This window comes from Pseudomonas sp. B21-031, from assembly GCF_024748985.1.
Lineage (GTDB): Bacteria > Pseudomonadota > Gammaproteobacteria > Pseudomonadales > Pseudomonadaceae > Aquipseudomonas > Aquipseudomonas kermanshahensis.
In genome coordinates this window covers 4,710,140-4,736,292 of sequence record NZ_CP087181.1, presented here as the reverse complement: position 1 = coordinate 4,736,292, position 26,153 = coordinate 4,710,140, and the positions used below count along the sequence as shown (strand labels likewise).

General features: G+C 62.3%; 27 protein-coding genes. 9 read left to right on the top strand and 18 right to left on the bottom strand.

The genetic code is table 11. The annotated features are described in order from the left end of the window. The first annotated feature begins 67 nt into the window (after positions 1-67). Positions 68-2,176 carry a molybdopterin-dependent oxidoreductase gene (locus LOY53_RS21140; protein WP_258703261.1) on the top strand — a complete coding sequence of 703 codons (2,109 nt, stop codon included), beginning with the start codon at positions 68-70 and terminating at the stop codon, positions 2,174-2,176. 91 nt (positions 2,177-2,267) lie between these two features. Then, positions 2,268-2,603: a Grx4 family monothiol glutaredoxin gene (grxD, locus tag LOY53_RS21135; protein ID WP_012313029.1), complete on the top strand. Its 336-nt coding sequence runs from the start codon at positions 2,268-2,270 to the stop codon at positions 2,601-2,603. 56 nt (positions 2,604-2,659) lie between these two features. Here the strand turns inward: grxD and bfr are convergent, their stop codons facing one another. Further along, positions 2,660-3,133, bottom strand: coding sequence for a bacterioferritin (gene bfr / locus LOY53_RS21130; protein ID WP_027594191.1), 474 nt, complete (start codon positions 3,131-3,133; stop codon positions 2,660-2,662). A gap of 200 nt (positions 3,134-3,333) precedes the next feature. Beyond that, complete coding sequence (locus LOY53_RS21125; protein WP_099455144.1) at positions 3,334-3,552, bottom strand: bacterioferritin-associated ferredoxin; 219 nt, start codon at positions 3,550-3,552, stop codon at positions 3,334-3,336. A 210-nt stretch (positions 3,553-3,762) separates the two neighbouring features. Here LOY53_RS21125 and LOY53_RS21120 point away from each other — a divergent pair, with 210 nt between their 5' ends. Further along, positions 3,763-4,365: a peroxiredoxin gene (locus tag LOY53_RS21120; RefSeq protein WP_027594192.1), complete on the top strand. Its 603-nt coding sequence runs from the start codon at positions 3,763-3,765 to the stop codon at positions 4,363-4,365. Between the two features lie 177 nt (positions 4,366-4,542). Here the strand turns inward: LOY53_RS21120 and rnt are convergent, their stop codons facing one another. Beyond that, positions 4,543-5,154 (bottom strand): ribonuclease T, encoded by a 612-nt coding sequence (gene rnt, locus LOY53_RS21115; protein WP_371097688.1) that lies wholly within the window; start codon positions 5,152-5,154, stop codon positions 4,543-4,545. A gap of 59 nt (positions 5,155-5,213) precedes the next feature. Further along, positions 5,214-6,260 carry a dihydroorotase gene (gene pyrC, locus LOY53_RS21110; protein WP_099455143.1) on the bottom strand — a complete coding sequence of 349 codons (1,047 nt, stop codon included), beginning with the start codon at positions 6,258-6,260 and terminating at the stop codon, positions 5,214-5,216. 130 nt (positions 6,261-6,390) lie between these two features. Between pyrC and LOY53_RS21105 the strand changes: the two genes are divergently transcribed. Further along, on the top strand, positions 6,391-7,347 hold the full coding sequence (locus LOY53_RS21105; protein ID WP_258703260.1) for an OmpA family protein: 957 nt from the start codon (positions 6,391-6,393) through the stop codon (positions 7,345-7,347). Between the two features lie 437 nt (positions 7,348-7,784). Next, the gene (locus LOY53_RS21100) at positions 7,785-9,002 is read left to right on the top strand and encodes an argininosuccinate synthase (RefSeq protein WP_027594196.1); all 1,218 of its coding nucleotides are present in this window, start codon (positions 7,785-7,787) and stop codon (positions 9,000-9,002) included. A gap of 70 nt (positions 9,003-9,072) precedes the next feature. Here the strand turns inward: LOY53_RS21100 and LOY53_RS21095 are convergent, their stop codons facing one another. Further along, a complete protein-coding gene (locus LOY53_RS21095; protein ID WP_252825637.1) occupies positions 9,073-9,507 on the bottom strand; it encodes a hypothetical protein in 435 nt (144 codons plus the stop codon). 367 nt (positions 9,508-9,874) lie between these two features. On the opposite strand from LOY53_RS21095, the gene LOY53_RS21090 reads away from it, so the two are divergent. After that, positions 9,875-10,501 carry a response regulator transcription factor gene (locus tag LOY53_RS21090; protein WP_033702663.1) on the top strand — a complete coding sequence of 209 codons (627 nt, stop codon included), beginning with the start codon at positions 9,875-9,877 and terminating at the stop codon, positions 10,499-10,501. Between the two features lie 43 nt (positions 10,502-10,544). Here LOY53_RS21090 and LOY53_RS21085 read toward each other — a convergent pair whose 3' ends face one another. The 7 genes from LOY53_RS21085 to metG form a co-directional block, all read right to left on the bottom strand. Further along, positions 10,545-10,721 carry a PA3496 family putative envelope integrity protein gene (locus LOY53_RS21085; RefSeq protein WP_027594199.1) on the bottom strand — a complete coding sequence of 59 codons (177 nt, stop codon included), beginning with the start codon at positions 10,719-10,721 and terminating at the stop codon, positions 10,545-10,547. Between the two features lie 104 nt (positions 10,722-10,825). Continuing rightward, complete coding sequence (gene nth / locus LOY53_RS21080; RefSeq protein WP_027594200.1) at positions 10,826-11,464, bottom strand: endonuclease III; 639 nt, start codon at positions 11,462-11,464, stop codon at positions 10,826-10,828. 4 nt (positions 11,465-11,468) lie between these two features. Then, entirely contained in the window at positions 11,469-11,993 is a 525-nt protein-coding gene (locus tag LOY53_RS21075) for an Rnf-Nqr domain containing protein (protein WP_252825636.1), read from the bottom strand. After that, entirely contained in the window at positions 11,986-12,585 is a 600-nt protein-coding gene (locus LOY53_RS21070) for an RnfABCDGE type electron transport complex subunit G (RefSeq protein ID WP_252825635.1), read from the bottom strand. The genes LOY53_RS21075 and LOY53_RS21070 overlap by 8 nt, the downstream gene beginning before the upstream one ends. Beyond that, positions 12,582-13,565 carry an RnfABCDGE type electron transport complex subunit D gene (locus LOY53_RS21065; RefSeq protein ID WP_258703259.1) on the bottom strand — a complete coding sequence of 328 codons (984 nt, stop codon included), beginning with the start codon at positions 13,563-13,565 and terminating at the stop codon, positions 12,582-12,584. Before LOY53_RS21065 ends, LOY53_RS21070 begins: the two co-directional genes overlap by 4 nt. After that, the gene (locus LOY53_RS21060; RefSeq protein ID WP_252825633.1) at positions 13,562-14,110 is read right to left on the bottom strand and encodes an Rnf-Nqr domain containing protein; all 549 of its coding nucleotides are present in this window, start codon (positions 14,108-14,110) and stop codon (positions 13,562-13,564) included. The genes LOY53_RS21065 and LOY53_RS21060 overlap by 4 nt, the downstream gene beginning before the upstream one ends. Before the next feature lie 87 nt (positions 14,111-14,197). Further along, a complete protein-coding gene (gene metG / locus LOY53_RS21055) occupies positions 14,198-16,237 on the bottom strand; it encodes a methionine--tRNA ligase (protein ID WP_027594205.1) in 2,040 nt (679 codons plus the stop codon). 158 nt (positions 16,238-16,395) lie between these two features. Here metG and apbC point away from each other — a divergent pair, with 158 nt between their 5' ends. After that, on the top strand, positions 16,396-17,490 hold the full coding sequence (gene apbC / locus LOY53_RS21050; protein ID WP_252825632.1) for an iron-sulfur cluster carrier protein ApbC: 1,095 nt from the start codon (positions 16,396-16,398) through the stop codon (positions 17,488-17,490). A 142-nt stretch (positions 17,491-17,632) separates the two neighbouring features. Here apbC and LOY53_RS21045 read toward each other — a convergent pair whose 3' ends face one another. Then, positions 17,633-17,842 carry a cold-shock protein gene (locus LOY53_RS21045; protein WP_027594207.1) on the bottom strand — a complete coding sequence of 70 codons (210 nt, stop codon included), beginning with the start codon at positions 17,840-17,842 and terminating at the stop codon, positions 17,633-17,635. A 341-nt stretch (positions 17,843-18,183) separates the two neighbouring features. On the opposite strand from LOY53_RS21045, the gene dcd reads away from it, so the two are divergent. Together dcd and LOY53_RS21035 are read left to right on the top strand one after the other, a co-directional pair. Next, positions 18,184-18,750, top strand: a complete 567-nt coding sequence (gene dcd / locus LOY53_RS21040; RefSeq protein WP_008096785.1) for a dCTP deaminase — start codon at positions 18,184-18,186, stop codon at positions 18,748-18,750. Positions 18,751-18,845: 95 nt separating this feature from the next. Further along, positions 18,846-19,073, top strand: coding sequence for a hypothetical protein (locus LOY53_RS21035; protein ID WP_252825631.1), 228 nt, complete (start codon positions 18,846-18,848; stop codon positions 19,071-19,073). Between the two features lie 12 nt (positions 19,074-19,085). Here the strand turns inward: LOY53_RS21035 and pdeM are convergent, their stop codons facing one another. The 5 genes from pdeM to LOY53_RS21010 all read right to left on the bottom strand — a co-directional run bounded on the left by pdeM (position 19,086) and on the right by LOY53_RS21010 (position 26,142). After that, positions 19,086-19,739, bottom strand: a complete 654-nt coding sequence (gene pdeM / locus LOY53_RS21030; RefSeq protein ID WP_252825630.1) for a ligase-associated DNA damage response endonuclease PdeM — start codon at positions 19,737-19,739, stop codon at positions 19,086-19,088. Beyond that, complete coding sequence (locus LOY53_RS21025) at positions 19,736-22,189, bottom strand: ligase-associated DNA damage response DEXH box helicase (protein WP_258703258.1); 2,454 nt, start codon at positions 22,187-22,189, stop codon at positions 19,736-19,738. Before LOY53_RS21025 ends, pdeM begins: the two co-directional genes overlap by 4 nt. A 67-nt stretch (positions 22,190-22,256) precedes the next feature. Continuing rightward, positions 22,257-23,372, bottom strand: coding sequence for a succinylglutamate desuccinylase/aspartoacylase family protein (locus LOY53_RS21020; RefSeq protein WP_252825627.1), 1,116 nt, complete (start codon positions 23,370-23,372; stop codon positions 22,257-22,259). A gap of 98 nt (positions 23,373-23,470) precedes the next feature. Next, positions 23,471-25,129: an ATP-dependent DNA ligase gene (locus LOY53_RS21015; protein WP_258703257.1), complete on the bottom strand. Its 1,659-nt coding sequence runs from the start codon at positions 25,127-25,129 to the stop codon at positions 23,471-23,473. After that, complete coding sequence (locus LOY53_RS21010; protein ID WP_099455132.1) at positions 25,126-26,142, bottom strand: ligase-associated DNA damage response exonuclease; 1,017 nt, start codon at positions 26,140-26,142, stop codon at positions 25,126-25,128. Before LOY53_RS21010 ends, LOY53_RS21015 begins: the two co-directional genes overlap by 4 nt. Between the last annotated feature and the right edge of the window lie 11 nt (positions 26,143-26,153).

The following is a 26,153-nucleotide window of genomic DNA, read 5'->3' as shown; positions in this document are numbered from 1 at the left end:
CGCGCTGGCGAGGGCCGTGGGCCCGGCGCATAGTCGTGATCAGACCCATCACAACGCAGAGGCGGCCATGACCAAGACCCTGCATCACCGTGCCTGTCACCTGTGCGAAGCCATTTGCGGGCTGAACATCGAAGTCAGCCATGAAGACGATGGCCGGGCGCTGATCAGCTCGATCAAGGGCGACCCCGATGACCCGTTCAGCCGTGGCCATATCTGCCCCAAGGCGGTGGCCTTGCAAGACATCCAGAACGACCCTGACCGCCTCCGTCAGCCGCACCGTCGGGTTGGCGAACGCTGGCAGGCGATCGGCTGGGACGAGGCCTTCGCCCTGGCGGCCGACAAACTGTGGGCCATCCAGCAGGCGCATGGCCGCAATGCGGTGGCGGTGTATCAAGGCAACCCCAGCGTGCACAACTACGGGCTGATGACCCACAGCAACTATTTCCTCGGCTTGTTGAAGACCCGCAACCGGTTCTCGGCCACCTCGGTGGACCAGTTGCCCCAGCACCTGACCAGCCACCTGATGTACGGCCACGGACTGTTGTTACCGATCCCGGACATCGATCACACCGACTTCATGTTGATTCTGGGCGGTAACCCGTTGGCCTCCAATGGCAGCATCATGACCGTGCCAGATGTGGAGAAGCGCCTGAAGGCCCTGCGTGCCCGGGGCGGTCAACTGGTGGTAGTGGACCCGCGGCGCAGCGAAACGGCGGCCATGGCTGACCGCCACGTGTTTATCCGCCCCGGCGGCGATGCAGCATTACTCAGTGGCCTGCTCAATACCCTGTTTGACGAAGGCCTGACCCGTGCGTCGCACGTGCCGGTCAATGGCCTTGATCAGGTGCGCAGCGCGATCGCCCCGCTCACCGCCGAAGCCATGAGCCCGCTGTGCGGCATTGCCGCCAGCGATATTCGCCAGCTGGCGCGTGATTTTGCGGCTGCCGACAAGGCCGTTTGCTATGGCCGCATGGGCGTATCGACCCAGGCCTTCGGCACCGTGTGCCACTGGCTGGTGCAACTGATCAACCTGGTCACCGGCAACCTGGATCGGGTGGGCGGCGCCCTGTGTACCGAGCCTGCAGTCGACTTGGTGGCGAGTACGTCGGGTGGGCACTTCAATGCCTGGCAAAGCCGGGTTTCGGGGCTGCCGGAGTACGCTGGCGAGCTGCCGGTGGCTGCACTCGCCGAAGAAATGCTCACGCCCGGTGACGGCCAGGTACGGGCGCTGGTGACCGTGGCGGGCAACCCGGTGCTGTCCACGCCCAATGGTCGACAGCTGGACGAGGCGCTGGAGGGGCTCGAGTTCATGCTCAGCATCGACCTCTACATCAACGAGAGCACCCGCCATGCCGATTTGATCCTCCCTTCCACGTCGGCGCTGGAGAACGACCACTACGACAGCACCTTCAACTTGCTGGCGGTACGCAACGTGACGCGCTTCAACCGCGCGATCCTCGCCAAGCCAGAAGGCGCGTTGCACGATTGGGAGATCTTCGTTGGCCTGGCTAAGGCCTTTGCCGAGCGTGCGGCATTGGCGCTCAAGCCGACCCTGCCCCCGGCGCAGATGATCGACTGGGCTTTGCGCAAGGGGCGTTATGGGGATGAATCGGCCTGGAAACTCTCGATCGAAACACTGGATCGACACCCCCACGGGCTCGATCTGGGGCCGCTAGGCGCCAATCTGCAAGCGCGCCTGCGCACCGCCAGCCAGGCCATCGAAGCGGCCCCTCAGGTGCTGCTCGACGACTTGGCCAGGCTTGCCCGGCAGGCACCGTTGGCCGCTGGGGCGCTGTTGTTGATTGGCCGCCGCCATGTGCGCAGCAACAACTCATGGATGCACAACTTCCACCGGCTGGTCAAAGGCAAGCCGCGCCATCAGCTGTTGATGCACCCTGATGACCTGCTGCAACGGCAATTGCAGGATGGCCAGCGCGTGCGCATACGTTCGCGTACCGGCACCCTTGAGGTTGAAGTGCAGGCGTGTACCGACATGATGCCGGGCGTGGTCAGCCTGCCACACGGCTACGGCCATGCTCGCCAGGGCGTACACCTGCAGGTCGCCCAGGGGCAACCCGGGGTCAGTGCCAATGACCTCACCGATGAGCGCTTGCGCGATCAGGTGTCGGGCAATGCCGCCCTCAATGGCGTGCCCGTGCACGTCGAGGCCGCCTGAGCAACGGCAAGGCCGAGCATACCGCTCGGCTTTCCGATACAATGCGTCACCGTGCCGACCATCGAGTCGGAAAGTTCAGACGAGGTGTTCCATGGATATCATCGAAACGATCAAAGAGCAGATTGCCAACAACACCATTCTGCTTTACATGAAAGGCTCGCCGAATGCCCCGCAGTGCGGGTTCTCGGCCAAGGCATCGCAGGCTGTGATGGGTTGTGGCGAGAAGTTCGCCTACGTCGACATCCTGCAGAACCCGGAAATCCGCGCCAACCTGCCCAAGTACGCCAACTGGCCAACCTTCCCGCAGCTGTGGGTGGCAGGCGAGCTGGTCGGCGGTAGCGACATCATGCTGGAAATGTTTGAAAACGGTGAGCTGCAAACCCTGATCAAGGATGCTGCTGCCAAGGCGAAGGCTTCTGAAGCCTGATCCTCGAACGCCCATAAAAAAACCCGCTCATGGCGGGTTTTTTTATGGGCGGGATTTTACTCTTCGCCCATCTGCGACTGCAGGTAGTTCTCGATGCTGATCTTGTCGATCAGGCTCAGCTGGGTTTCCAGCCAATCGATGTGCTCTTCCTCGGACTCGAGGATGTCTTCGAGCATTTCACGCGAGCCGAAGTCGCCAACGGTTTCGCAGTGAGCAATGGCGGCTTTCAGGTCGATCAGGCCTTTTTGTTCGATCTTCAGGTCGCACTCGAGCATTTCTTTGGTGTGCTCGCCGATCAGCAGCTTGCCCAGGTCCTGCACGTTCGGTATGCCTTCGAGGAAGAGAATACGCTTGATCAATTTGTCAGCGTGCTTCATCTCGTCGATGGATTCCTTGTACTCGTGCTTGCCGAGTTTGTTCAGGCCCCAATCTTCGTACATGCGTGCGTGCAGGAAGTACTGGTTGATCGCGACCAGCTCGTTTCCGAGGATCTTGTTGAGATGCTGGATGACGCTTACGTCGCCTTTCATGACGGGTTCCTGCCCTGTAGAAGTGTGCCAATGCAGAGAAGTTTGAGCCTGATACTTAGGGCTGTCAAACCTAAGTTATTGAATAATAAGTGAAAATGAATAGGAATAAGAATGTTTGTGAAGCGCGTTGGAGTGCTAAGTTATTGAATTGCAGGCATAAAAAAACCGGACGCTAGGTCCGGTTCTTCAAAATAGGGGGTTTAAGCGGCGGTAAATTCTACCGGATAGGGCAGGGCAGCCTGGCTAACCTGAAGATCGGTCAAGGTCTCGCGGACCACTTGCTTGGCAAGGCAGGCACATTTACCGCATTGGCTAGCGACGTTGGTCGCGGCTCGAACTTCCTTGTAGCTGCAGCATCCGTCATAGATCGCATCGCGGATCTGTCCGTCGGTCACGCCGACACAAAGACACACATACATAAAGTCGGACCATCGCTGGTTGAGATGGTCTGGAGCTTAATGGTAATGAGAATGCTTGTCAAAAGTCTTTCTAAGAGGTGCGTGCTTGAGCGACCGGCGGTTGGATTCGGTCTGTCATGAGAAGCCGTGTATGATGGTCGGCCTTTGTTGGATGTCGGGCAAGCCCGTCTGGCCCGGCAAACGGTTTTTCACCCTCATCAGGAGATAACAATGAGCGTACTCGTTGGTAAACAAGCCCCCGACTTCACCGTTCCCGCTGTACTGGGCACTGGCGAAATCGTCGACAGCTTCAACCTGGCCTCGGCCATCAAGGGCAAGTACGGCCTGGTGTTCTTCTACCCGCTGGACTTCACCTTCGTCTGCCCGTCCGAGCTGATCGCCCTGGACAACCGCATCCCAGACTTCCAGGCTCGCAACGTTGAAGTGATCGGCGTTTCGATCGACTCGCACTTCACTCACAACGCCTGGCGTAACACCCCGGTCAACAACGGCGGTATCGGCCAGGTGAAGTACACCCTGGCTGCCGACATGACCCACGAAATCTGCAAAGCCTACGACGTCGAGTCCGAAGGTGGCGTGGCCTTCCGTGGTGCCTTCCTGATCGACACCAACGGTGTTGTCCGTTCGCAGATCATCAACGACCTGCCACTGGGCCGTAACATGGACGAGCTGCTGCGTCTGGTTGACGCCCTGCAATTCCACGAAGAGCACGGCGAAGTCTGCCCTGCCAACTGGAAGAAAGGCGACAAAGGCATGAACGCTTCGCCAGAAGGCGTTGCTGCATACCTGAGCGAGAACGCTGGCAAGCTGTAATTGCCAAGCGCATAAAAAAACCGGCCCTGGTGGCCGGTTTTTTTGTGTCTGGAATTTGAGTCTTCCAGTTTCTGTTCTGCTCTCATCGCTGGCAAGCCAGCTCCCACAGGTACCCCACACTATTCAAGCCTGTGGTAATCCTGTGGGAGCCGGCTTGCCTGCGATGAGGCATTCAACTCAGTCGTTGAAATCGCGCCAGCCGCCCATTTCTTTCCAGCGGTTGACGATGCCGCAGAACAGCTCAGCCGTCTTCTCGGTGTCGTAACGCGCCGAATGCGCCTCACGCCCGTCAAAGTCGATGTCGGCACTCTGGCAGGCCCGCGCCAGCACGGTCTGGCCATACGCCAGGCCCGCGAGGGTGGCGGTGTCGAAGCTGGAGAACGGGTGGAAGGGGTTGCGCTTGAGGTCGTTGCGGTTGACCGCGGCATTGAGGAAGCCCAGGTCGAAGCTGCTGTTGTGGCCGACCAGGATTGCGCGCTTGCAGCCGTTGGCCTTGAGCGCCTTGCGCACGCCGCGGAAGATATCGGTCAGCGCGCTTTCTTCACTCACTGCCATGCGCAGCGGGTGGTCCAGCTTGATGCCGGTGAACTCCAGTGCGGCAGCCTCGATATTGGCGCCTTCGAACGGCTCTACCCGGTGGAAGTAGGTGTGTTCGGGGAACAGGAAGCCTTTCTCGTCCATGCCGATGGTGACGGCGGCGATTTCCAGCAAGGCATCGGTGGCGCTGTTGAAACCGCCGGTCTCGACATCCACCACCACTGGCAGGTAGCCACGGAAGCGCTCAGCCATCGGGTGACGCGAGCCGCTGCCGGCCTGGCCGTCCTGATCGTCTTCGTAGAGGTCTTCGCTCACGCGTTTTCCTCCAGCAGGCGCCAGCGCAGCTTCTCGCCGGCGCGCAGCGGTACCACGGTCTGCTCGCCAAACGGCAGGCTTTCAGGGGCAGTCCACTCTTCGCGGACCAGGGTGATGGTGTCGGTGTTCGCCGGCAGGCCATAGAAGGCCGGGCCGTGCAAGCTGGCAAAGCCTTCGAGTTTGTCCAGCGCGTTACGCTGCTCGAACGCTTCGGCGTACATCTCGATGGCCGCGTACGCGGTGTAGCAGCCCGCGCAACCGCAAGCGGCTTCTTTGGCGTGACGGGCATGAGGGGCCGAGTCGGTGCCGAGGAAGAACTTCGGGCTGCCACTGGTGGCAGCATCCAGCAGCGCCACCTGGTGGGTGTTGCGCTTGAGGATCGGCAGGCAATAGAAGTGCGGGCGAATGCCGCCAACCAGCATGTGGTTGCGGTTGTACAGCAGGTGCTGGGCGGTAATGGTGGCACCGACGTTGGCCGAGGCCTCGGTGACGAACTGCGCGGCATCGCTGGTGGTGATGTGTTCGAACACCACTTTGAGCGTCGGGAAGCGTTCGACCACGCGGCGCATGTGCTCGTCGATGAAGCGCTTCTCGCGATCGAACACGTCAATCTCGCTGCGGGTCACTTCACCGTGCACCAACAGCGGCATGCCAACTTCGGCCAGCGCTTCGATAGCGGGGAAGATATTGTCGATGCTGGTCACGCCTGAATCGGAGTTAGTCGTGGCGCCGGCCGGGTACAGTTTGGCGGCGTACACGATACCGCTGGCCTTGGCCGCGCGGATGTCCTCGGGGCTGGTGCGGTCGGTGAGGTAAAGCACCATCAACGGTTCGAAGCGGCTGCCGGCCGGGCGCGCGGCAAGGATGCGCTCACGGTAGGCGCCAGCTTCGACGGCATTGCGCACCGGCGGTACGAGGTTGGGCATGATGATGGCACGGGCGAAGGTACGCGCCACATCGCCAACGGTATGGGGCAGGACGGCACCATCGCGCAGATGGATGTGCCAGTCGTCGGGACGCAGGAGGGTCAGGCGATCGGACATTGGGGATTCCAGGCGGGTCGAACTCAAGGCCCAATGCTACCGGAAAACCCTGGGCCGAGCACGGCTATCAAGTTTTTCGGGTGGCGTCCGATACCCTGCAGGTAAGCCGTCAGAATTTGTGGAGCCGCCCGTGCGCCAGCGTTACCTAGCCCTGTTGACCCTGTTCGCCAGCCTGCCGGCCGGTGCACTGACTTTCCAGACGCGCATGGAGAACATTGCCTGGCAAGTCGAGGGCGACCAGTTCGAGTGCCGCCTGATCCAGCCGATCGACGGCTTTGGCAGTGGCGAATTCGTGCGCCGGGCCGGTGAACTGCCGGTGTTCCAGCTGCGTTCGCACAGTAATGCGCTGGGGGCTGGGGCTGCCACGTTGCTGGCCGCAGCTGCGCCCTGGCAGCCGGGGCGTGGTGATATCAACCTGGGTGTGGTGCGGATGGCGCGTAGCGGCGTGCTGTTCAGCTCGTCTCAGGGGCAGGCGGGCCGACTGATCAATGGTTTGCTCGATGGCCGCAGCACGGTGGTGCGCAACTACACCGGTGAGGCGGGGCGGGCAATGGAGGTGCGGGTACTGCCGGTGAGTTTCGCCAAGGCCTACAGCGACTACCAGGCCTGCGCCAGCAAGTTGCTGCCGATGAATTATGACCAGGTGAGACAGACGCAGGTAGGCTTCCCGGGGGGCGGCATCGACCTGGACGATTCGGCTCGGGCACGATTGGACGTTGTGCTGGATTACATGAAGGCCGACCCCACGGTTAACCACATCGAGCTCGACGGGCACTCCGACAACAGCGGAAACCGCCTGACCAACCGTGATCTGTCGCGCCGCAGGGCAGTGGCAGTGGCGGACTACTTCAAGGCCCATGGCGTGCCCGAAGCGCAAATCACCGTGCGCTTCCATGGCGAGCGTTACCCATTGGCGAAGAACAACAATGCCGCTAACCGGGCCCGCAATCGGCGGGTGAGTATCGAGCTGGGCCGGGTTGCGGAGGTTGAGAAACCGGTGGAGAAGCCGGTTGAGCAAACAGTGCCAGCTGCTGCTCCGGCGCCAGCTAGCCCGGCTGCCGTGGCGCCGGGGGCGAAGCTACCCTGAGGTCGTGGGGCATGGCAAGTGATTGCTTCGGGGTTCGCCACAACCTATTCAGCGCCTGTGAGATCGAGCGCCGCCCGCGCGGCGCTTCGCAGCACAAGGCTGCTCCCACATCTGTTTCGGGCCAGTTATTCCTGGAGCATTGGCGCGCGGCCCCCTGGCGCATGGCGCGATATTGAGTCGGACCAACAAGGCGGTCGCGCGCCGCCTTCACAGGCGTGACTGGCCCGAAACAACTGTAGGAGCAGCCTTGTGCTGCGAAGCGCCGCGCGGGCGGCGCTCTATCTGATAGGCGCTACACCTCTCAAGCACCATTCAGGCAACGTCGCGCCCTCGACAATTACTGTCGCTTTGTCGTCAGAAGCTGTCGCCCCACTGTAAATTTTTCCATAACGCCGTTAGAATCGACCCCTTTCCGTACAACCCCGTGGAGTGATGGCATGGCGGACGTAAATAAGGTCGTACTGGCGTATTCCGGCGGCCTTGATACTTCGGTGATTCTCAAGTGGCTGCAGGATACCTACAACTGCGAAGTGGTGACCTTCACCGCTGACCTGGGTCAGGGCGAAGAGGTCGAGCCGGCCCGTGCCAAGGCACAGGCAATGGGTGTGAAAGAGATCTACATCGACGACCTGCGCGAAGAATTCGTGCGTGACTTCGTATTCCCGATGTTCCGCGCCAACACCGTCTACGAAGGCGAGTACCTGCTGGGTACCTCCATCGCCCGTCCGCTGATCGCCAAGCGCCTGATCGAAATCGCCAACGAAACCGGCGCCGACGCCATTTCCCACGGCGCAACCGGCAAAGGCAACGACCAGGTACGTTTCGAGCTGGGTGCCTACGCGCTCAAGCCGGGCGTCAAGGTCATCGCCCCATGGCGTGAGTGGGACCTGCTGTCCCGCGAGAAGCTGATGGACTACGCCGAGAAGCACGGCATCCCGATCGAGCGTCATGGCAAGAAGAAATCGCCGTACTCGATGGACGCCAACCTGCTGCACATCTCCTACGAAGGCGGTGTCCTGGAAGATACCTGGACCGAGCACGAGGAAGACATGTGGCGCTGGAGCGTCTCCCCGGAGAACGCCCCGGACCAGGCGACCTACATCGAACTGACCTACCGCAACGGTGACATCGTTGCCATCGATGGTGTCGAGAAGTCCCCGGCTACCGTCCTGGCTGACCTGAACCGCATCGGTGGTGCCAACGGCATTGGCCGTCTGGACATCGTCGAGAACCGTTACGTCGGCATGAAGTCGCGTGGCTGCTACGAGACCCCAGGCGGCACCATCATGCTGCGCGCCCACCGTGCGATCGAGTCGATCACCCTGGACCGCGAAGTCGCTCACCTGAAAGATGAGCTGATGCCGAAGTATGCCAGCCTGATCTACACCGGTTACTGGTGGAGCCCAGAGCGCGTGATGCTGCAGCAGATGATCGACGCTTCGCAGGTCAACGTGAATGGCGTGGTACGCCTGAAGCTGTACAAGGGCAATGTCACCGTTGTCGGCCGCAAGTCGGACGACTCGCTGTTCGATGCCAACATCGCGACCTTCGAAGAAGACGGCGGCGCCTACAACCAGGCCGATGCTGCGGGCTTCATCAAGCTCAATGCTCTGCGCATGCGCATTGCCGCCAACAAGGGCCGTTCGCTGCTCTAAGTACTGGCAAGCGTTGCACGAACCCCGGCTTAGGCCGGGGTTTTTTTTTGCGGCGTTATGCCAATGGCCTTCACACCCTGCGATTGACGACATCCTCCTCAAGCGCACTGATAGACAGGCGTGCGCATTGGCGTTTGTCCAGATTAAGGAAGTGCCAAGTGCGTGTTGATGCCGGCGCGTGTGCGAGTGCCACGAGGATATGCTGTTCCAGCCGTTGTTGTGCATCGGGGCCGGAAAAGATAACGGTCACGGGTTCGAGCAATTCAGTATCTGGGGTGTCGGTTTTAACTTTTTTTAGGGCGGGGTTATAGAACGACTTGTAATTGAAGTTCAACGTTAGAAAGAACAGTGCTGTAAGGAAAAACGGAAAACCGACCAGAAACCAGGTATAGAGACTCTGGCTGGATTCGCTGAGGAACGGCAGTGTTGCAAGGGCGGATGCTTCGATGATCCCCGCGAAGATAGCAATGATCGTCAGCGGGGCGACAGGTTGTACGTCGGGCATAATGGCTGTCTCCTGCGGTTTTGCTCATCATTACCGTACTGTTACGCTCAACTAAAGACTGTAGTGTTTCCTGACTGAGCGTTGTCGCCAGAACAGGGGGTGCCTGATTGTTTCGCGCATTTAAAGTGGAATATTCTTCGCGCGGAAGTTTGTTTTCAACTGGTTCAGTCGATTGGGTCAGTGCTACGTTTCTTGCGAGACATGAACACTCACGATTAGCGTGCTGCAAGGTTTTGTGTAGGAAATTTCTGTAAGTGTTGTAGGGCTCGTCTATTCATGAGTTTCATTGACAAATCGTCGCGCCATGAAGCGTTCTGTCGGTTATCGTGGCGTGCCACAGCAAAAATAATGAATGAATGGATATCACATGAATAAAGTCCTTATCGTGGATGACCATCCGGTCATACGCCTGGCCGTGCGCATGCTGATGGAGCGGCATGGGTATGACGTCGTTGCGGAAACCGATAACGGCGTGGCCGCCTTGCAACTGACGCGTGAGCACCTCCCGGATATCGTGGTGCTGGATATCGGGATTCCCAAGCTCGATGGCCTCGAGGTCATCGCCCGTATGGCGGCATTCAGCCCAGGCAGCAAGGTGCTGGTGCTGACCTCCCAGGTGCCTGGGAACTTCTCGATGCGTTGCATGCAGGCGGGGGCGGCGGGGTATGTGTGCAAGCAGCAGGAGCTGACCGAGCTGCTAAGCGCCATCAAGGCGGTGTTGTCAGGCTACAGCTATTTCCCTAATCAGGCCTTGCATGCCTCGCGAGGCAGGGGCAGCGGTGGCAGCGAGACGGACATGGTCAACCGTCTCTCGGCCCGGGAAATGACGGTTTTGCAGCAGCTGTCGCGCGGGCGCTCGAACAAGGAAATTGCCGACAGCATGTTCCTCAGCAACAAGACTGTCAGCACCTACAAGTCCCGCTTGTTGCTCAAGCTCAACGCCCGGTCGCTGGTAGACCTGATCGAGCTGGCCCAGCGCCACGGGTTGAACTGACCGCTGCGCTGCAAAGCCTCCCGGTGGGAGGCTTTGCAAGGGTTTATAAGTCGTAGTCGAAGTCGGCCAGTTGCTTCTGCAGGCGTCGCTCTTCCAGCAGGTTGTCGATGGTGCGACGTTTACTGAGGTTGGTCTTTGCAGTCTCTACCTGGGGCTCCGCTTCATCATCCGCGGCAACAAAATCATCTTCGATTGACAGGTCGTCTTTATCAGCACTCATGAGTCGCTCCAAGCCAAGGGGCCATTGGCCGTCCTTATAACCAGAAAGCTGACGCTGGTAAAAAAGATTTTTTCAATCGCGCAGGGGGGTTTTTAACTATCGGCTCAATCGTCAGACGTCTTGTGCTTGTATTCGCACAGGTCCTCGATTCGGCAGCTCCCACAGCGGGGCTTTCGCGCCTGGCATACATAGCGCCCATGAAGGATGAGCCAGTGATGGGCATCGAGCAGGTAGGGCTTGGGTACGAACTTGATCAGCTTCTTCTCGACTTCCAGCACGGTTTTACCGGGTGCGATGCCGGTGCGGTTACTGACCCGGAAAATATGCGTGTCCACCGCCATGGTCGGCTGCCGGAATGCCGTGTTGAGTACCACGTTGGCCGTTTTGCGCCCCACGCCGGGCAGCGCTTCCAGCGCTTCTCGGGTTTCTGGCACCTGGCTGCCATGGCGCTCGATCAAAAGCCGGCAGGCTTCGATCACGTTCTTGGCTTTGCTGTTGTAGAGCCCGATGGTCTTGATGTATTCGCTCAGCCCTTCGACGCCGAGGGCGTAGATTGCCTCCGGGGTATTGGCGACCGGGAACAGCCTTGCTGTGGCCTTGTTGACGCCTACGTCGGTGGATTGCGCTGAAAGGGTCACGGCGACAAGCAACTCAAACGGGGTGGTGTAGGCCAGTTCCGTTTTCGGGTCAGGGTTGTCTTCGTGCAGCCTGCGAAAGATCTCCAGGCGTTTTGCGGCATTCATGGACTCAGGGCTTTCCTTGACGACGTGGGTGGGCAGGGCCCGGACGCAGGTGATTGTACAGGGCCAACAGCAGTCCGAGCAGTAGCAGTGCGCCCGGGGCGAGGCTGGCAAGGTGCACCCCCAGCCCTTCGGCCAGCCCTTGGCGACAGGCGCCGAGTAGCAGGTAAGCGGCCAGCAGGCCACCCAGGTGCAGCAGCAATGATCGCCAGCGGCCTGCATCCGGTAGCAGCCGGTCCACTGCCAGGCACGTCAGGCACATCAGTGCCGGGTACGGGCCCAATAGCAGCGCCATGGGCAACAGCCAGGCACGCAGGGCCAATTGCAGGCAGCTGGCCAGGCCAGCGAGTATCAGCAGGCTTGCCAGCACGTAGGCCGCGCCATGCAGGTGGCTGCGCAACGGCATCAGCAAGGCTTGATGCAGGCAAGCCATCAACACCGCGCACCCGCCCATGACAGCCGCCATGGGCAGCGTTTGTGTCACCCCTAGCAGCGGGGCGAGGGCGGTGACCAGCAGGTAGTCCCTATTCATGGGGTGGGACCTCGAGGAATGCGCGACGATGCTCATCGAAATAGCGCAGGGCATCTTGCAGCGCCTCGATCACTGCCCGGGAGGTCACTGTTGCGCCTGCCAATTGGTCGAAGTCACCCTGGTCGCGCTTCAGTGCCCAGTGATCACCCAGGCTGCGATTGGCAAACTGCGTCAGCCAGTGCACCTGCGGGTCGGCAAGGCGCCCGCCGAGCCCGGGGCTTTCTTGCTGCTCGACCACCTGGCTGCCCAACAGGCGCCCGTCAGGCGTGATGGCGATGGTCAAGACGATCGGCCCAGCATAGCCCTGGGCCTGGGTGACCAGGATGACTGCTGAGGGTGTGCCCGCCAACGTTGCCCGGTAGGCTGCCACGATGCGGCTGTGCGCAAGTTGTGCGTCGGGCGTTGGCAGGGGGATATCCAATGGGTGATTGTCGTAACTGGCCTCGGGGAGCACTGCCAGCCGCTGGCGGCTCTGCAGCTGTTTTTCAGCTTCGCCGATGGTGGGTGTGGTCCACGAGCGCCAGATCAGCGTCATCGACAAGGCCAGCGCTGCAGTCACCAGCAGCACTGCTGCCTGCGCGAGGCGCTTCATCGGGCTGCCTCTTGGCGGCGCAAGGCCAGCCGTTCAAGGCTGGGGACCATGAGGTTCATCAGCAGGATGGCGAACGCCGTGCCATCGGGGTAACTGCCCCAGGTGCGGATCAGGTAGATCAGCAGGCCTGTGCCAAAGCCGAACAGCAGCTTGGCCCACTCGCTTTTGGGGCTGGAGACAGGTTCAGTGGCAATGAAAAAAGCCGCCAGCATGGTCGAGCCAGAGAACAGGTGCAGCAAGGGAGAACCGTTGGAATCGGAGCCTGAGCCGTTCCAGCCCAGCAGGCTGAGCAACAACAGGCCCGCCAGCAAACCCGCGGGCGCGTGCCAGCTGAACACTTTGCGCTGTAGCAGAAACAACCCGCCCAGCAGAAACGCCAAGTTGACCCATTCGCTGCCGCGCCCACCGATGCTGCCGAACCCTGGGTGGCTGGCGAACAGTTCATCGATGGTCAGGCTGCGGTTGTGGCGCAGGCCGTCGAGTATTGTCGGTTGTGCCCAGGCATCGATGTGCTCGCCGCCGCCCACTACCTGTTGCAGGCTCTCGAGCAACCCCGGCGCGTGCCCTGGCCAATGGTTCATCTGCAATGGGAAACTCAGCAGTACGAAGGCGTAGCCCACCATAGCCGGGTTGAACACGTTGCGGCCGACACCGCCGAAGGCCTGTTTGCCAAACCCGATCGCCACCCCAGCGGCGACCATGGGCAGCCACCAAGGGGCCAGCGCAGGAAGGGCGGCCGCCAGCAACACCGCAGTGACCAGCGCACTGCCGTCGCTCAGCGTCGCACCTACAGGTTGGCGGCGCAGGGCCAATAGCAGCGCTTCGCAGAGCAACGCTGCACTGGCACACAGCAGCAGCTTGCACAGCAGTCCCCAGCTCTGCATCCACAGCAGCGCTAGCAAACCGGGGGCACAGGCCAGTAGCACCAGGCCCATGCTGGTACGCAGGCGTGGGTCAGGCTTTGCCTTGATCGGCGTCATTGCGCAAAAAGTCCGTTCAAACCGGAAAATGCCATGGCCATGATGCCCACACCGAGCAATTCGATTGGCAGGCCACGCAGGGCAACAGGTATGTCGGCATGGGCGCTGCGCTGGCGCAGGTCCGCGAACAGGGCCAGCGCAAGCCACAAGCCCACTCCGGCCAGCAGGCCTTTGCTCAGCGTCGCAAGCCAGGCCGTGCCAGCGCCTGCCTCCTCCAGCGCCAGCCCCAGCACAGCGACGTTGCTCAGCAGCACTGCAGGCAGGTCAGGCACAGGCCAGTCGGCACGTAGCCTGGCCAGTGCCCATGGCACGCCGTAGGTCAGCAAGGCCAACCAGGGCAGCAACAGGAACAGGCTCAGGTCGTGGAGCTGCCAAGGGTCGAGCACCAGCCACTTGAACAGGTGAGCGCCGATCATGGCGAGTGCCACGGACAAGGCGCAGGCCAAGCCGAGCACATGCACGCGCAGCCGAGATATCGGCTGTTGCTGCAGGCACAGGTGATTGATCAGCGTGGCACTGATCAGGACCAGAAGGTAGTCACTCATGACATGACGATAGCCGGGAATCGGGTCGATTGTCCGGCATTCAGCGGGTGATGGAACAGCCCCGGCACAGAGGCCGGGGCTGGGGGCTTACTTGATGCGTTGGCCTGGCTTGGCGCCGCTGTCCGGGCTGAGCAGGTAAATTTCTTCACCGCCAGGGCCGGCAGCCATGACCATGCCTTCCGACACGCCAAAGCGCATTTTCCGAGGTTTGAGGTTGGCGACCATCATGGTCAGGCGGCCTTCCAGCTTGGACGGGTCGGGGTAGGCCGACTTGATGCCGGAAAACACGTTGCGGCGCTCGTCACCGATGTCCAGCGTCAGTTGCAGCAGCTTGTCGGCACCGGGTACGGCCTCGGCCTTGACGATCAGGGCCACGCGCAGGTCGACGGCGGCAAAGGTATCGAATTCGATTTCCGCCGACAGTGGGTCCTTGGCCAGTTCGCCATTGCCGGCCGGCGCCTGGGCTTCGGCGGCCAGCAGGTCTTCTTTGCTGGCAGCGACCATGGCTTCGACCTTGGCGGGTTCGATACGGCTCATCAGTGCCTTGAAGGCATTCAAGCTGTGGTTTTCCAGGCGCGACTGGTGGTCGTTCCAGGTCAGCGGCGCGACATTGAGGAAGGCCTCGGCGTCGGCAGCCAGCACCGGCAGGACCGGCTTGAGGAAGATCACCAACTGGCGGAACAGGTTGATGCCCTGGGCGCAGATGGCCTGGACTTCGTCCTGCTTGCCTTCCTGCTTGGCCAGCGACCAGGGCGCCTTGTCGGCGATCCAGGCGTTGGCGCGGTCGGCCAGGGCCATGATTTCACGCATCGCGCGGGCGAAGTCACGGCTCTCATAGGCTTCGGCGATGGACGGCGCGGCAGCCAGGAAGGCCTCGGTCAGCTCGGGTGCGGCATCACCGGCCACCATCACGCCGTCGTTGCCTTTGTGAATGAAGCCGGCGCAACGGCTGGCGATGTTGACCACCTTGCCGACCAGGTCGGAGTTGACCTTCTGCACGAAGTCTTCCAGGTTCAGGTCGAGGTCATCGACGCCACGGCCCAGTTTGGCCGCGTAGTAGTAACGCAGGTATTCCGGCTGCAGGTGATCCAGGTAGGTACGGGCCTTGATGAAGGTGCCGCGCGACTTGGACATCTTGGCGCCGTTGACGGTCAGGTAGCCGTGCACGTTGACCGCAGTTGGCTTGCGGAAGCCCGCGCCTTCGAGCATCGCTGGCCAGAACAGGGCGTGGAAGTTGACGATGTCCTTGCCGATGAAGTGGTACAGCTCGGCGCTGGAGTCTTCCTTCCAGAAGGCATCGAAATCCAGCTCTGGGCGGCGCGCGCAGAGGTTCTTGAAGCTGGCCATGTAGCCGATTGGCGCGTCCAGCCAGACGTAGAAATATTTGCCCGGCTCGCCCGGGATCTCGAAGCCGAAATACGGCGCATCGCGGGAGATGTCCCACTCTTGCAGGCCCGAGTCCAGCCACTCGGCGAGCTTGTTGGCGACGGCATCCTGCAAGGTGCCGCTACGGGTCCACTGCTGCAGCATGGCCTGGAAATCAGGCAGCTTGAAGAAGAAGTGCTGGGAGTCACGCAATACCGGGGTGGCACCGGAGATGGCCGACTTGGGGTTCTTCAGCTCGGTCGGGGCGTAGGTTGCGCCGCACTTCTCGCAGTTGTCGCCGTACTGGTCTTCGGCCGCGCACTTGGGGCAGGTGCCCTTGATGAAACGGTCGGCCAGGAACATGCCCTTTTCGGGGTCGAAGTACTGGGTTACCGAACGGGTGGCAATGTGGCCAGCGTCACGCAGGCGCGTGTAGATCAGGCTGGACAGCTCGCGGTTCTCTTCGCTGTGGGTCGAGTGGAAGTTGTCGAAATCCACCAGGAAGTCGGCAAAGTCGCCGCTGTGCTCGGCCTGGACATTGGCGATCAACTGCTCGGGAGTAATGCCTTCCTTCTCGGCGCGCAGCATGATGGCCGAACCGTGGGCGTCATCGGCGCAGACATAGATGCACTGGTTGCCGCGTAGTTTCTGGAAGCGGACCCACATGTCTGTCTGGATGTACTCGAGCATATGGCCAAGGTGGATTGATCCATTGGCATAGGGCAGGGCGCTGGTGACGAGAATCTGACGTGGCTCGGACATGGTGGCTCGGCTACTTATCTGGCTACGGGGTAAAAATGAGGGTGATCGGCCACTATAAAGGGCTGGCGAAGATATTTCACCCCACAGACGCACCTGCTGACGATTGACGGGTTAGGATAGGCGCCTGTTTTACATTCAGTTTGCCAATGGGAGTCTCCATGAGTGCCGTCACCCGTGCCGCCGTCGAAGGCGTGCTTCGCCAGTACACCGACCCCTACCTGAACCAGGATCCGGTCAGCGCCGGCTGCGTGCGCGCCGTGGATATCCAGGGCGGGCAGGTCAGTGTGCAGTTGCAACTGGGGTATGCCGCTGGGTTGTTCAAGAACGGTTGGGCTCAGGTGCTGCAGACCGCGATCGGCAACCTTGACGGCGTCAGCAGCGTCCAGGTGTCGATCGACTGCGTGGTCGTCGCGCACAAGGCCCAGGCCCAGGTGCCCGCCATGGCCAACGTCAAGAACATCATCGCCGTGGCCTCGGGCAAGGGTGGCGTCGGCAAGTCGACCACTGCTGCCAACCTGGCTTTGGCCCTGGCCCGTGAAGGCGCCCGGGTCGGTATTCTCGATGCGGATATCTATGGCCCCAGCCAGGGCGTGATGTTCGGCATCGCAGAAGGCACCCGCCCTCAGATTCGCGAGCAGAAGTGGTTTGTGCCGATCAAGGCGCACGGTGTAGAAGTCATGTCCATGGCGTTTCTCACCGACGACAACACGCCGATGGTGTGGCGTGGCCCGATGGTGTCGGGTGCGCTGTTGCAGCTGGTGACCCAGACCGCCTGGGATGACCTGGATTACCTGGTGATCGACATGCCGCCAGGCACCGGCGACATTCAGCTGACCCTGGCGCAGAAAGTGCCGGTGGCGGGCTCGGTGATCGTCACCACCCCGCAGGACCTCGCCCTGCTGGACGCCAAAAAGGGCGTGGAAATGTTCCGCAAGGTCAATATCCCGGTGCTGGGCGTGGTCGAGAACATGGCCGTGCACATCTGCTCCAACTGCGGCCATGCCGAGCACCTGTTCGGCGAAGGCGGCGGTGAGAAGCTGGCAGCCCAGTACGGCGTCGACCTGCTGGCCTCGCTGCCGCTGTCGATGCTGATCCGCGAACAGGCTGACAGTGGCAAGCCGACGGCAATTGCCGAGCCGGAAAGCCAGATCGCCATGGTGTACCAGGAACTGGCCCGCCAGGTCGGTGCGCGGATCGTGCTGCAGGAAGCCGCAGCACCGGCGATGCCGAGCATTACCATCAGCGAGGATTGACCTGAGATACCCGCTCCTACAGGTACACCACAGGCCTGTAGGAGCGGGTTTACCCGCGAAAATGCCAGCACGGGTTTCAGCCAGGCATAAAAAAACCCGCCAGAAGGCGGGTTTTTTTGAAAGCTAGAAAGCTGAGATCGACTTAGGCGATCTGAACTTCTTCAGCCTGCATGCCTTTCTGGCCGCGGGTAGCGACGAAAGTAACAGCCTGGCCTTCTTTCAGGGTCTTGAAGCCGTCAGCTTGGATGGCTTTGAAGTGCACGAACAGGTCGTCACCCGACTGAGGGGTGATGAAGCCGTAGCCTTTCTCGTCGTTGAACCACTTAACAACACCGTTTTGGCGATTGGACATGTTTCTGTCTCCTTGGACAAAGTTGATTACGGTCAGGAAAAACCCTGCCCGGGACTGAGTGCAAAGAGAGCAGAAAATTCAGATATGGGCCGATCAGGATCGTGCGTCAAACTAGAGATTCTCGGTGTCACGTGCAGCACAGTGGCGTCACCTTAACCCACTTTCCGCAACCTGCCAATGGCCAGAAGCCGCTTTACTGAAATTCAGATCGGTGGCAGCTGTAGGCCCCGCCTGGCGGGGATTGTAGCAAGAATGCAGGATGGAACTTTGAAGAGGGCGCCGGGACCGGTAAGATGCGCCTCACGATTTTCACCTCGCAACTCTTCAGGACACCCCCCGCCATGAGCATCAAATCGGACAAGTGGATTCGCCGCATGGCGCAGGAACACGGCATGATCGAACCGTTCGTCGAGCGCCAGGTGCGCGGCGAGCAGGACAGCCGAGTCATCTCTTTCGGCGTCTCCAGCTACGGCTACGACGTACGCTGCGCCGACGAATTCAAGGTGTTTACCAACATCAATTCGGCCACCGTCGACCCGAAAAACTTCGACGCCGGCAGCTTCGTCGACGTCAAGAGCGACGTCTGCATCATCCCGCCAAACTCCTTCGCCCTGGCCCGCACAGTGGAGTACTTCCGCATCCCACGCAACGTGCTGACCATCTGCCTGGGCAAAAGCACCTATGCGCGCTGCGGCATCATCGTCAACGTCACCCCGCTTGAACCCGAGTGGGAAGGCCACGTGACCCTGGAATTCTCCAACACCACCACCTTGCCGGCAAAAATCTATGCCAACGAGGGTGTGGCGCAGATGCTCTTCCTCGAGTCCGACGAAGAGTGCGAAGTGTCGTACAAGGACCGCGGCGGCAAGTACCAGGGCCAGCGTGGCGTCACCCTGCCACGCACCTGAGCCGACGAGCGCGGGGAATTCCCCGCGCATTTGGTACTCCAACGGGTAACCTGCCGATGTGCATGATGCGTGTCGGCTCTCGTCAGGAGCTGCCTATGAAACTCCATCCCGCAATCAGTGCCAAGCTGGCTGGCCTGCAGCCTAACCAGGTCGGTATGTTGCCATGGTCACTGCTGGCGCACCCGCTGCCGATGCAGGCGGGCGGCGTGCCCCACCAGCCTGATCCCGATTCCCCACAACCACCGGAGCCGGGCGAAACGCAGCCCATGGAGCCCGGTGAGCCGACCTTGCCCGACGAACCACCTCCCGCGCCCGTCGCCTGAGTGGGCGCTGCTTTAAAGCGCCCATACACGCCCGGCGCCGGCCAGAAACACGCGGTTTTCGGCGTCGGGGTACACGCGCCAGCCTCCGGTAAATTCACCGAAGGCCGGTAGCAAGCTGATCGTGTCACCCATCATGAAGCAGGGCAGGCGCAGCCGTTGTCTGGCCCGCCCTTGCAACATGAACACCGGGTGGACGTGGCCCGCCAGCACCGGGTGCTGGGGGTGAGCGACGGGCTCGTGCTGCAAGGCGAAAGGTGCCAATAGCCATGGCCCTTCGACCACCTCGATGCCCAGCGACTGCGGTGGGTCGCCCGCGTGGCGATCATGGTTGCCAAGCACCAGCACGATGCGCAGTCCGGTATGCCGTTCCCGCCATGTTTGCAGCTTGGCCAGCGTTGCCGGTGCGCGCGCGGTTTTGGCATGCAGGAAATCGCCCAAAATGATCAGCATCTGGCACTCATGGTTGGTGAGCAGGTGGTCCAGGCGCGCCAAGGTGGCCTCGGTGGTGCCCCGTGGCACGGGCTGATGCAGGGCGCGATAGCTGGCGGCTTTGCCGATATGCAGATCCGCGACCAGCAGGGCCCGGCGGGCAGGCCAGTACAGCGCTTTGTCCGGCAGTAACCACAGGGTTTCGCCGCAGTGCTCGATGGCCAGGTGATCATTCATGCGTTGTTATCCGCCACTTTTTCCAGGTCTGCGACCATCCGCGCAATGCGGTCTGCGAGTTTTTCTGTGCTCAAGGTTTCGCGCATGCCTTCCACCAGTAAGGTAAAGGCCAGCGGCCCTGGGCGGCGTAATTCACGCAGGTCCAGCTGCAGTTGGCCCAGCTTCGCCAACTGCCGGTGCAGCCGCTCTATTTCCAATTCTTCGCGCAATACTTCGTCCCGTGCCTGGCCCAGCAGCAGGTTGTCGGCATCGTGCTTGCGAAACACCTCGTAGAACAGCCCGCTCGAGGCCTGGATCTGCCGGGTGCTCTTTTGCGCCGCTGGGTAGCCGCCAAACACCAGGCCGGCGATCTGGGCAATCTCGCGAAAGCGCCTTAGCGCCATCTCGCCTGCGTTCAGGCTGGCCAGTACATCCTCTAGCAGGTGCTCGGTCGAGAGCGCGCTGGGCAAATGCGTGGCCCAGTCCACGGCGCTTGGGCTGAGCAACTCAAAGCCATAGTCACTGACGGCGATTGAGACCGAAAGCGGTTGCACCTGGCTGACCCGCCAGGCAATCAGGTTGGCCAAGCCGAGGTTGGCCATGCGCCCGGCGAACGGGTACAGAAAAAGGTGCGAGCCTTGGCGTGATTTTAACGTTTCGGCCAGCAGCGTACGGGTAGTCGGCAGTGCAGACCAGCTTGCTTGCAAGGCCAGCAATGGCTGCACGGCGCGCATTTCCGGGCCTTCGTAACGCTGGTGGGCGGCGGCATCGAGTTGTTCGACCAGTGCGTCAGCCAATTCGCTGGACAGCGGCATGCGCCCGCCATTCCAGCGGGCCACGGCGGCCTTGCGCGAGGTGCTGCGGCGGACGTAGGCGGTCATGTTCTCGACACGCACCAGTTCCAGCACGCGCCCTGCGAAGACCAGGCTATCACCGGGCCGCAGGCGGGCGATGAACGCTTCCTCGACACTGCCCAGCGACTTGCCACCGCCGCCTTTGCTCCAGTACTTGAGCTGCAGGCTGGCCTCGCTGACGATGGTGCCGATGCCCATGCGGTGGCGCCGTGCCAGGCGCTCGCTGGCAACCCGCCAAACCCCGTCGGCGTGGGGCTCGACACGTTGGTAGTCAGGGTAGGCGCTGAGCGAGTTGCCGCCGTGGCAGACGAAGTCCAGCGCCCACTGCCACTGGCTGTCGCGCAACGCCCGGAAGGCCCAGGTGCTGCGTACTTCGGTCAGCAACTGCTCGGGGCGAAAGCCACTGCCCAAGGCCATGCTGACCAGGTGTTGCACCAGCACATCCATGCACAGTTGTGGCGAGCGCCGGGCTTCGATCTGCCCGGCGAGCAGGGCATGCCGGGCCGCAGCGGCCTCCACCAGTTCCAGGCTGTGGGTGGGCACCAAGGTTACCCGCGAGGGGCGCCCCGGTGCGTGCCCGGAGCGACCGGCGCGCTGCAGCAGGCGGGCGATGCCTTTGGCCGAGCCGATCTGCAACACCCGCTCAACGGGCAGGAAATCCACGCCCAGGTCCAGGCTGGAAGTGCAGATGACGGCTTTCAGCGCCCCTTGCTTCAAGTTTCGCTCGACCCAGTCGCGGGTGTCGCGGGCCAACGAGGCGTGGTGCAGGGCAATCAGGCCGGCCCAGTCGGGGCGTGCCTCGAGCAGCGCCTGGTACCACAGTTCGGCCTGGGCGCGGGTGTTGGTGAAGACCAGGCTGCTGGGGCTGCTGTCGAGCTCCCGGCTGACCTGATCGAGCATTTTCAAGCCCATGTGCCCTGCCCAGGGGAACCGCTCGATCGCGTCGGGCAGCAGGGTATCGACCTGCAGTTGCTTGTCTTGCCGGCCTTGCACCAGCAACCCATCGCCTGGCAACAGTACGTCGCGTGCGTGCTGCAAGTTGCCAAGGGTGGCCGAAAGCCCCCAGGTCAGCAGCGGCGGGTGCCAGTGGCGCAGGCGTGCCAGGGCCAGTTGCAATTGCACGCCACGCTTGTTGCCCAGCAGCTCGTGCCATTCATCCACCACCACCAGGCGCAGGTTGGCGAAGTCGTCACGGGCCTGTGCTCGGGTCAACAGCAGGGTCAGGCTTTCGGGGGTAGTAATCAACACACTGGGCAGGCGCCGGGCCTGTCGCGCGCGTTCGGCGCTGCCAGTGTCGCCACTGCGCACGCCCACGCTCCAATTCAGGCCCAGTTCATCGAGCGGCGCTTGCAAGGCACGCGCGGTGTCGGCGGCCAAGGCGCGCATGGGCGTCACCCACAGAACCTGCAAGGGGGCCGGCTGGCGGGTTGAGCTGGCAACGGCGAACGCGCGCAAGGCCGCCAGCCAGACGGCGTAGGTTTTGCCGGCACCGGTACTGGCGTGCAACAGCCCGGACTCGCCGCGTTCGACGGCCGCCCAGACACGGCGCTGAAAGGCGAAGGGTTTCCAGCCGCGCAGGGCGAACCAGGCGTTGGCGAGGTCGGTGGAGGCGGCCATGGGGCGGGTGATCCTTCGAAGGCTGTGCTTCTACTGACCGCCCGCCAGGGGCATTGGTTTTACCGGATCAATTACCCAACAGGTAGCCGCTGCGGCACACCTGCTCGCCCGCCACGTGGGCGATGACCATGCCTGCCGTCGCCATGCGGCGCACGCTACGGGCGTACAGCAGGCCGGGTTGGCTGTTGCGCACCGCAGTCACCCGGTCGTTGAGCGGGTCGATGACTTCGGCGATCAACTGGTCGGCTTGCAGGTGCTGGCCTGGGCGCGCGTGGTACACCAGCAACCCGCCAAGCGGCGTCGACACGGGCTCTACGGCCGCCAGAGGCGTGGCCGCGCGGGGCAGTGGAGGAAGGGGGGCGCAGGTGCCTTCTATGACGCCGTTGTGGGTCAGGAAGTCGAGGATTGCCTGGCAGTCCTTGCTGGCCAAGTCATGGCTCACATCCGCCTGCCCGCGCAATTCGACAGTGACCGAGCAACAGCCCAGCGGAATCGGGAAACGCTTGCCGAAGCGTTGCTGCAACTGCCACCAGACCAGGCTGAAGCATTCATCGAACGATTGCCCGCCTGAATCGGTGGCGAGCAGGCTGGCCTGGGCGCCCAGGTAGCGGGCCAGTGGCTCGATCTGTGGCCAGGCATCGGGCGTCGTGTACAGGTGCTCGACGGCTTCGAAGTCGCAGTGCAGGTCGAGTATCAGGTCGGCGTCGCAAGCCAGGCGTTGCAAGATCAGGCGTTGGGCCTGGAGTGGGGTGCGTGCGGGGTGGGCGTCTAGCCCGCGGCGCAGGTATTCGCGGATCAAGGCGACGTTGTGTGCGGCGTCCTGGGTCAGGTGCTCTTCGATCTGATCGCCGATGGAATCGGACAGATCGACGAAGTTGCGATTGAAATTCTCGCCACTCTGCAGTTCGAAGCGCCCCAGCGGGGCGTCCAGCAGCACCTGTTCGAGACCGACCGGGTTGGCCACCGGCACCAGGATAATTTCCCGCTGCAGACGGCCCTGTTGTTCCAGCTCGGCCAGCCTGCGCTTGAGGTGCCAGGCCACCAGCATGCCGGGCAGTTCGTCGGCATGCAGCGAGGCCTGGATGTACACCTTGCCGCCACCGCGTGGGCCAAAGTGAAAACTGTGCAGTTGGCGTGAAATGCCCGGTACGGGAGAAAGCAGGTCGTGGGTCGAATGGTGCATGGTAGTCCTGGCTACGTGGCGAATACGGTCTGCGACACGGGTCGGCACAAAGATAGAAGCATAATTTTTGCGTCTGCGCCTGTGCGAATTAGGCGCTGTCAGATCAGCAGTGCCTGCAGCGTGGCGAGGTCGTCGGCTTCTTCGACCGGTTTGTCCAGGCGCCAGCGCAGCATGCGTGGAAAGCGCACGGCGATGCCGCTTTTATGGCGTTTGGACAGGGCAATGCCTTCGAAACCTAGTTCGAACACCAAGGTTGGGGTCACGCTGCGCACCGGGCCGAACGTTTCCACGGTGGTTTTGCGGATGATCGCGTCAACCTTGCGCATCTCTTCGTCGCTCAGCCCAGAATACGCCTTGGCGAAGGGCACCAATGCCCGCCCGGCCGTGCCGGGCGGCGCGTCCCAGACGGCGAAGGTGTAGTCGCTGTAGAGGCTGGCGCGGCGGCCGTGGCCACGCTGGGCGTAGATCAACACGGCATCGACGCTGAAGGGGTCGATTTTCCACTTCCACCAGGTGCCCATGTCTTTGGTGCGCCCCACGCCATACAAGGCCTCGCGCTGCTTGAGCATCAGCCCTTCCACGCCCAGGCTGCGTGACTGCTCGCGCTGTTCGGCCAGCTCGGCCCAGGTTTGCCCTTCGAGCAAGGGCGACAGCAGCACGGGCGCCAGGGGGTAATCCGCTACCAGGCGTTGCAACTGCTGACGACGTACGTGCTGCGCCTGGTTGCGCCAATCCTCGCCCTGCCATTCCAGCAGGTCATAGGCCTGCAGCACCACGGGCGCGTCGGCCAGCAGCTTCTTGCCAAGCGTCTTGCGGCCAAGGCGTTGCTGCAACAGGGCGAAGGGTTGCACGGCCAGGGCATCGTCCGTGGCCCCTGGTTTCCACACCAGGATCTCGCCATCGAGCACGACGCCGTCCGGCAGCGTTTGCGCCAGGCTGTGCAGCTCGGGGAAGCGATCGGTGACGAGCTCTTCGCCACGCGACCAGACCCACAGCTGGCCGTCACGCTTGACCACCTGCGCGCGGATGCCATCCCACTTCCATTCGATCTGCCAGTCGCTCGGCGGGCCGAGCAGCGCGTCAAACTGCTCGACGGGCGCCTGCAGCGGGTGAGCCAGAAAAAAAGGATAGGGCTGACCGCCACGCTGGCGGTGTTCATCTGCCGACTCGGCAGCGATCAACTGCTGGTAACCGGCGGCGGTAGGGCGGTGGCTGATGTCGGTGTAGCCGACCAGGCGCTGGGCCACGCGCTTGGCGTCCAGGCCGGCCAGTTGCGCCAGGGCGCGGGTGACCAATAGCTTGGACACGCCGACGCGAAAGCTGCCGGTGATCAGCTTCAGGCACAGCATCAGGCTTGGCCGGTCGAGCTGCGCCCAGAGCGGCGGCAGGCGCTGGCGGATCACGTCGGGCGGCAGGCCACGAAGGGGCAGCAGGTGTGTCTCGACCCAGTGGGCCAACCCCTCGTCGCTGCCATGGCTGTTCTCGGGCAGCAGCAACGAGATCGTTTCGGCCAGGTCGCCCACGGCTTGATAGCTCTCTTCGAACAGCCATTCAGGCAGTTCTGCCAGCTCAGTCGCCAGTTCGCGCAACACACGGGTTGGCACCAGTTGCCGCGGGCGGCCGCCGGCCAGGAAGTACACGGCCCAGGCCGCATCCTCGGCAGGCGCCTGGGCAAAGTAGTCGCGCAAGGCGTCGAGCTTGGCGTTGCTGGAGGTGGTCGCGTCCAGGCGCAGGTACAGTGCGGCGAAGGCTTTCATGCCTCGGGCTCCGAGGGCGCTGGCTCGTCTTCGTCGCCGTATTCGGTGGCGAAGGCGCGGGCATCCAGGCCCTGTTCGTTCAAGTAGCGCACCAGCACATTGACCGAACCATGGGTGACCATCACGCGCTCCGCGCCGGTCTGGCCAATGGCCCACAGCAGGCCCGGCCAGTCGGCGTGGTCCGACAGCACGAAGCCGCGGTCGACGCCACGCCGCCGGCGTGTGCCGCGCAGCAGCATCCAGCCGCTGGCGAAGGCATCGCTGTAATCGCCGAAGCGCCGCATCCAGCTACTGCCTCCGGCAGAGGGCGGGGCCAGGACCAAGGCTTGGCGCATCAACGGGTCGTTGCGCGGGATGTCGCCGGCATAGCGAGTCTCCGGCAGGTGCACACCCGCTTCGCGGTACACCCGGTTCAACGGCTCGACCGCGCCGTGTACCAGAATCGGCCCGATACTCGCGTCTAGCCCGTGGAGAATGCGCTGCGCTTTGCCGAAGGCGTAGCAGAACAGCACGCTGGCCTTGCCCTGTGCGCAATTGGCGCGCCACCAGGCGTTGATACCGGCGAACACCTCAGGCTGGCGGGGCCAGCGGTAGATAGGGAGGCCGAAGGTCGACTCGGTGATGAAGGTGTGGCAACGCACTGGCTCGAAGGGGGCGCAGGTGCCATCGGGTTCGACTTTGTAGTCGCCCGAAGCGACCCAAACCTGGCCCTGGTATTCCAGGCGTACTTGCGCCGAGCCCAGCACATGGCCGGCGGGGTGCAAGCTTAGGGTGACACCGTGGTGGAGAATGCGCTCGCCGTAGGCCAAGGTTTGCAGGTTGATGTCCTGGCCCAGTCGGCTGCGCAGGATGCCTGCGCCGGGCGCGGCGCTCAGGTAGTGGTTATTGCCGGTGCGGGCGTGGTCGCCGTGGCCGTGGGTGATGATGGCACGGTCCACCGGCCGCCAGGGGTCGATGTAGAAATCACCGGGCGGGCAGTAGAGGCCTTCGGGGCGGGCGATAACGAGGTCCATGGCACGGGCGC

Bases quoted from the DNA above. Each gene is read 5' to 3' on its own strand.
- LOY53_RS21140 (WP_258703261.1), top strand. From the start codon at position 68: ATGACCAAGACCCTGCATCACCGTGCCTGTCACCTGTGCGAAGCCATT.
- grxD (WP_012313029.1), top strand. From the start codon at position 2,268: ATGGATATCATCGAAACGATCAAAGAGCAGATTGCCAACAACACCATT.
- bfr (WP_027594191.1), bottom strand. From the start codon at position 3,133: ATGAAAGGCGACGTAAGCGTCATCCAGCATCTCAACAAGATCCTCGGA.
- LOY53_RS21125 (WP_099455144.1), bottom strand. From the start codon at position 3,552: ATGTATGTGTGTCTTTGTGTCGGCGTGACCGACGGACAGATCCGCGAT.
- LOY53_RS21120 (WP_027594192.1), top strand. From the start codon at position 3,763: ATGAGCGTACTCGTTGGTAAACAAGCCCCCGACTTCACCGTTCCCGCT.
- rnt (WP_371097688.1), bottom strand. From the start codon at position 5,154: ATGGCTGAGCGCTTCCGTGGCTACCTGCCAGTGGTGGTGGATGTCGAG.
- pyrC (WP_099455143.1), bottom strand. From the start codon at position 6,260: ATGTCCGATCGCCTGACCCTCCTGCGTCCCGACGACTGGCACATCCAT.
- LOY53_RS21100 (WP_027594196.1), top strand. From the start codon at position 7,785: ATGGCGGACGTAAATAAGGTCGTACTGGCGTATTCCGGCGGCCTTGAT.
- LOY53_RS21095 (WP_252825637.1), bottom strand. From the start codon at position 9,507: ATGCCCGACGTACAACCTGTCGCCCCGCTGACGATCATTGCTATCTTC.
- LOY53_RS21090 (WP_033702663.1), top strand. From the start codon at position 9,875: ATGAATAAAGTCCTTATCGTGGATGACCATCCGGTCATACGCCTGGCC.
- LOY53_RS21085 (WP_027594199.1), bottom strand. From the start codon at position 10,721: ATGAGTGCTGATAAAGACGACCTGTCAATCGAAGATGATTTTGTTGCC.
- nth (WP_027594200.1), bottom strand. From the start codon at position 11,464: ATGAATGCCGCAAAACGCCTGGAGATCTTTCGCAGGCTGCACGAAGAC.
- LOY53_RS21075 (WP_252825636.1), bottom strand. From the start codon at position 11,993: ATGAATAGGGACTACCTGCTGGTCACCGCCCTCGCCCCGCTGCTAGGG.
- LOY53_RS21070 (WP_252825635.1), bottom strand. From the start codon at position 12,585: ATGAAGCGCCTCGCGCAGGCAGCAGTGCTGCTGGTGACTGCAGCGCTG.
- LOY53_RS21065 (WP_258703259.1), bottom strand. From the start codon at position 13,565: ATGACGCCGATCAAGGCAAAGCCTGACCCACGCCTGCGTACCAGCATG.
- LOY53_RS21060 (WP_252825633.1), bottom strand. From the start codon at position 14,110: ATGAGTGACTACCTTCTGGTCCTGATCAGTGCCACGCTGATCAATCAC.
- metG (WP_027594205.1), bottom strand. From the start codon at position 16,237: ATGTCCGAGCCACGTCAGATTCTCGTCACCAGCGCCCTGCCCTATGCC.
- apbC (WP_252825632.1), top strand. From the start codon at position 16,396: ATGAGTGCCGTCACCCGTGCCGCCGTCGAAGGCGTGCTTCGCCAGTAC.
- LOY53_RS21045 (WP_027594207.1), bottom strand. From the start codon at position 17,842: ATGTCCAATCGCCAAAACGGTGTTGTTAAGTGGTTCAACGACGAGAAA.
- dcd (WP_008096785.1), top strand. From the start codon at position 18,184: ATGAGCATCAAATCGGACAAGTGGATTCGCCGCATGGCGCAGGAACAC.
- LOY53_RS21035 (WP_252825631.1), top strand. From the start codon at position 18,846: ATGAAACTCCATCCCGCAATCAGTGCCAAGCTGGCTGGCCTGCAGCCT.
- pdeM (WP_252825630.1), bottom strand. From the start codon at position 19,739: ATGAATGATCACCTGGCCATCGAGCACTGCGGCGAAACCCTGTGGTTA.
- LOY53_RS21025 (WP_258703258.1), bottom strand. From the start codon at position 22,189: ATGGCCGCCTCCACCGACCTCGCCAACGCCTGGTTCGCCCTGCGCGGC.
- LOY53_RS21020 (WP_252825627.1), bottom strand. From the start codon at position 23,372: ATGCACCATTCGACCCACGACCTGCTTTCTCCCGTACCGGGCATTTCA.
- LOY53_RS21015 (WP_258703257.1), bottom strand. From the start codon at position 25,129: ATGAAAGCCTTCGCCGCACTGTACCTGCGCCTGGACGCGACCACCTCC.
- LOY53_RS21010 (WP_099455132.1), bottom strand. From the start codon at position 26,142: ATGGACCTCGTTATCGCCCGCCCCGAAGGCCTCTACTGCCCGCCCGGT.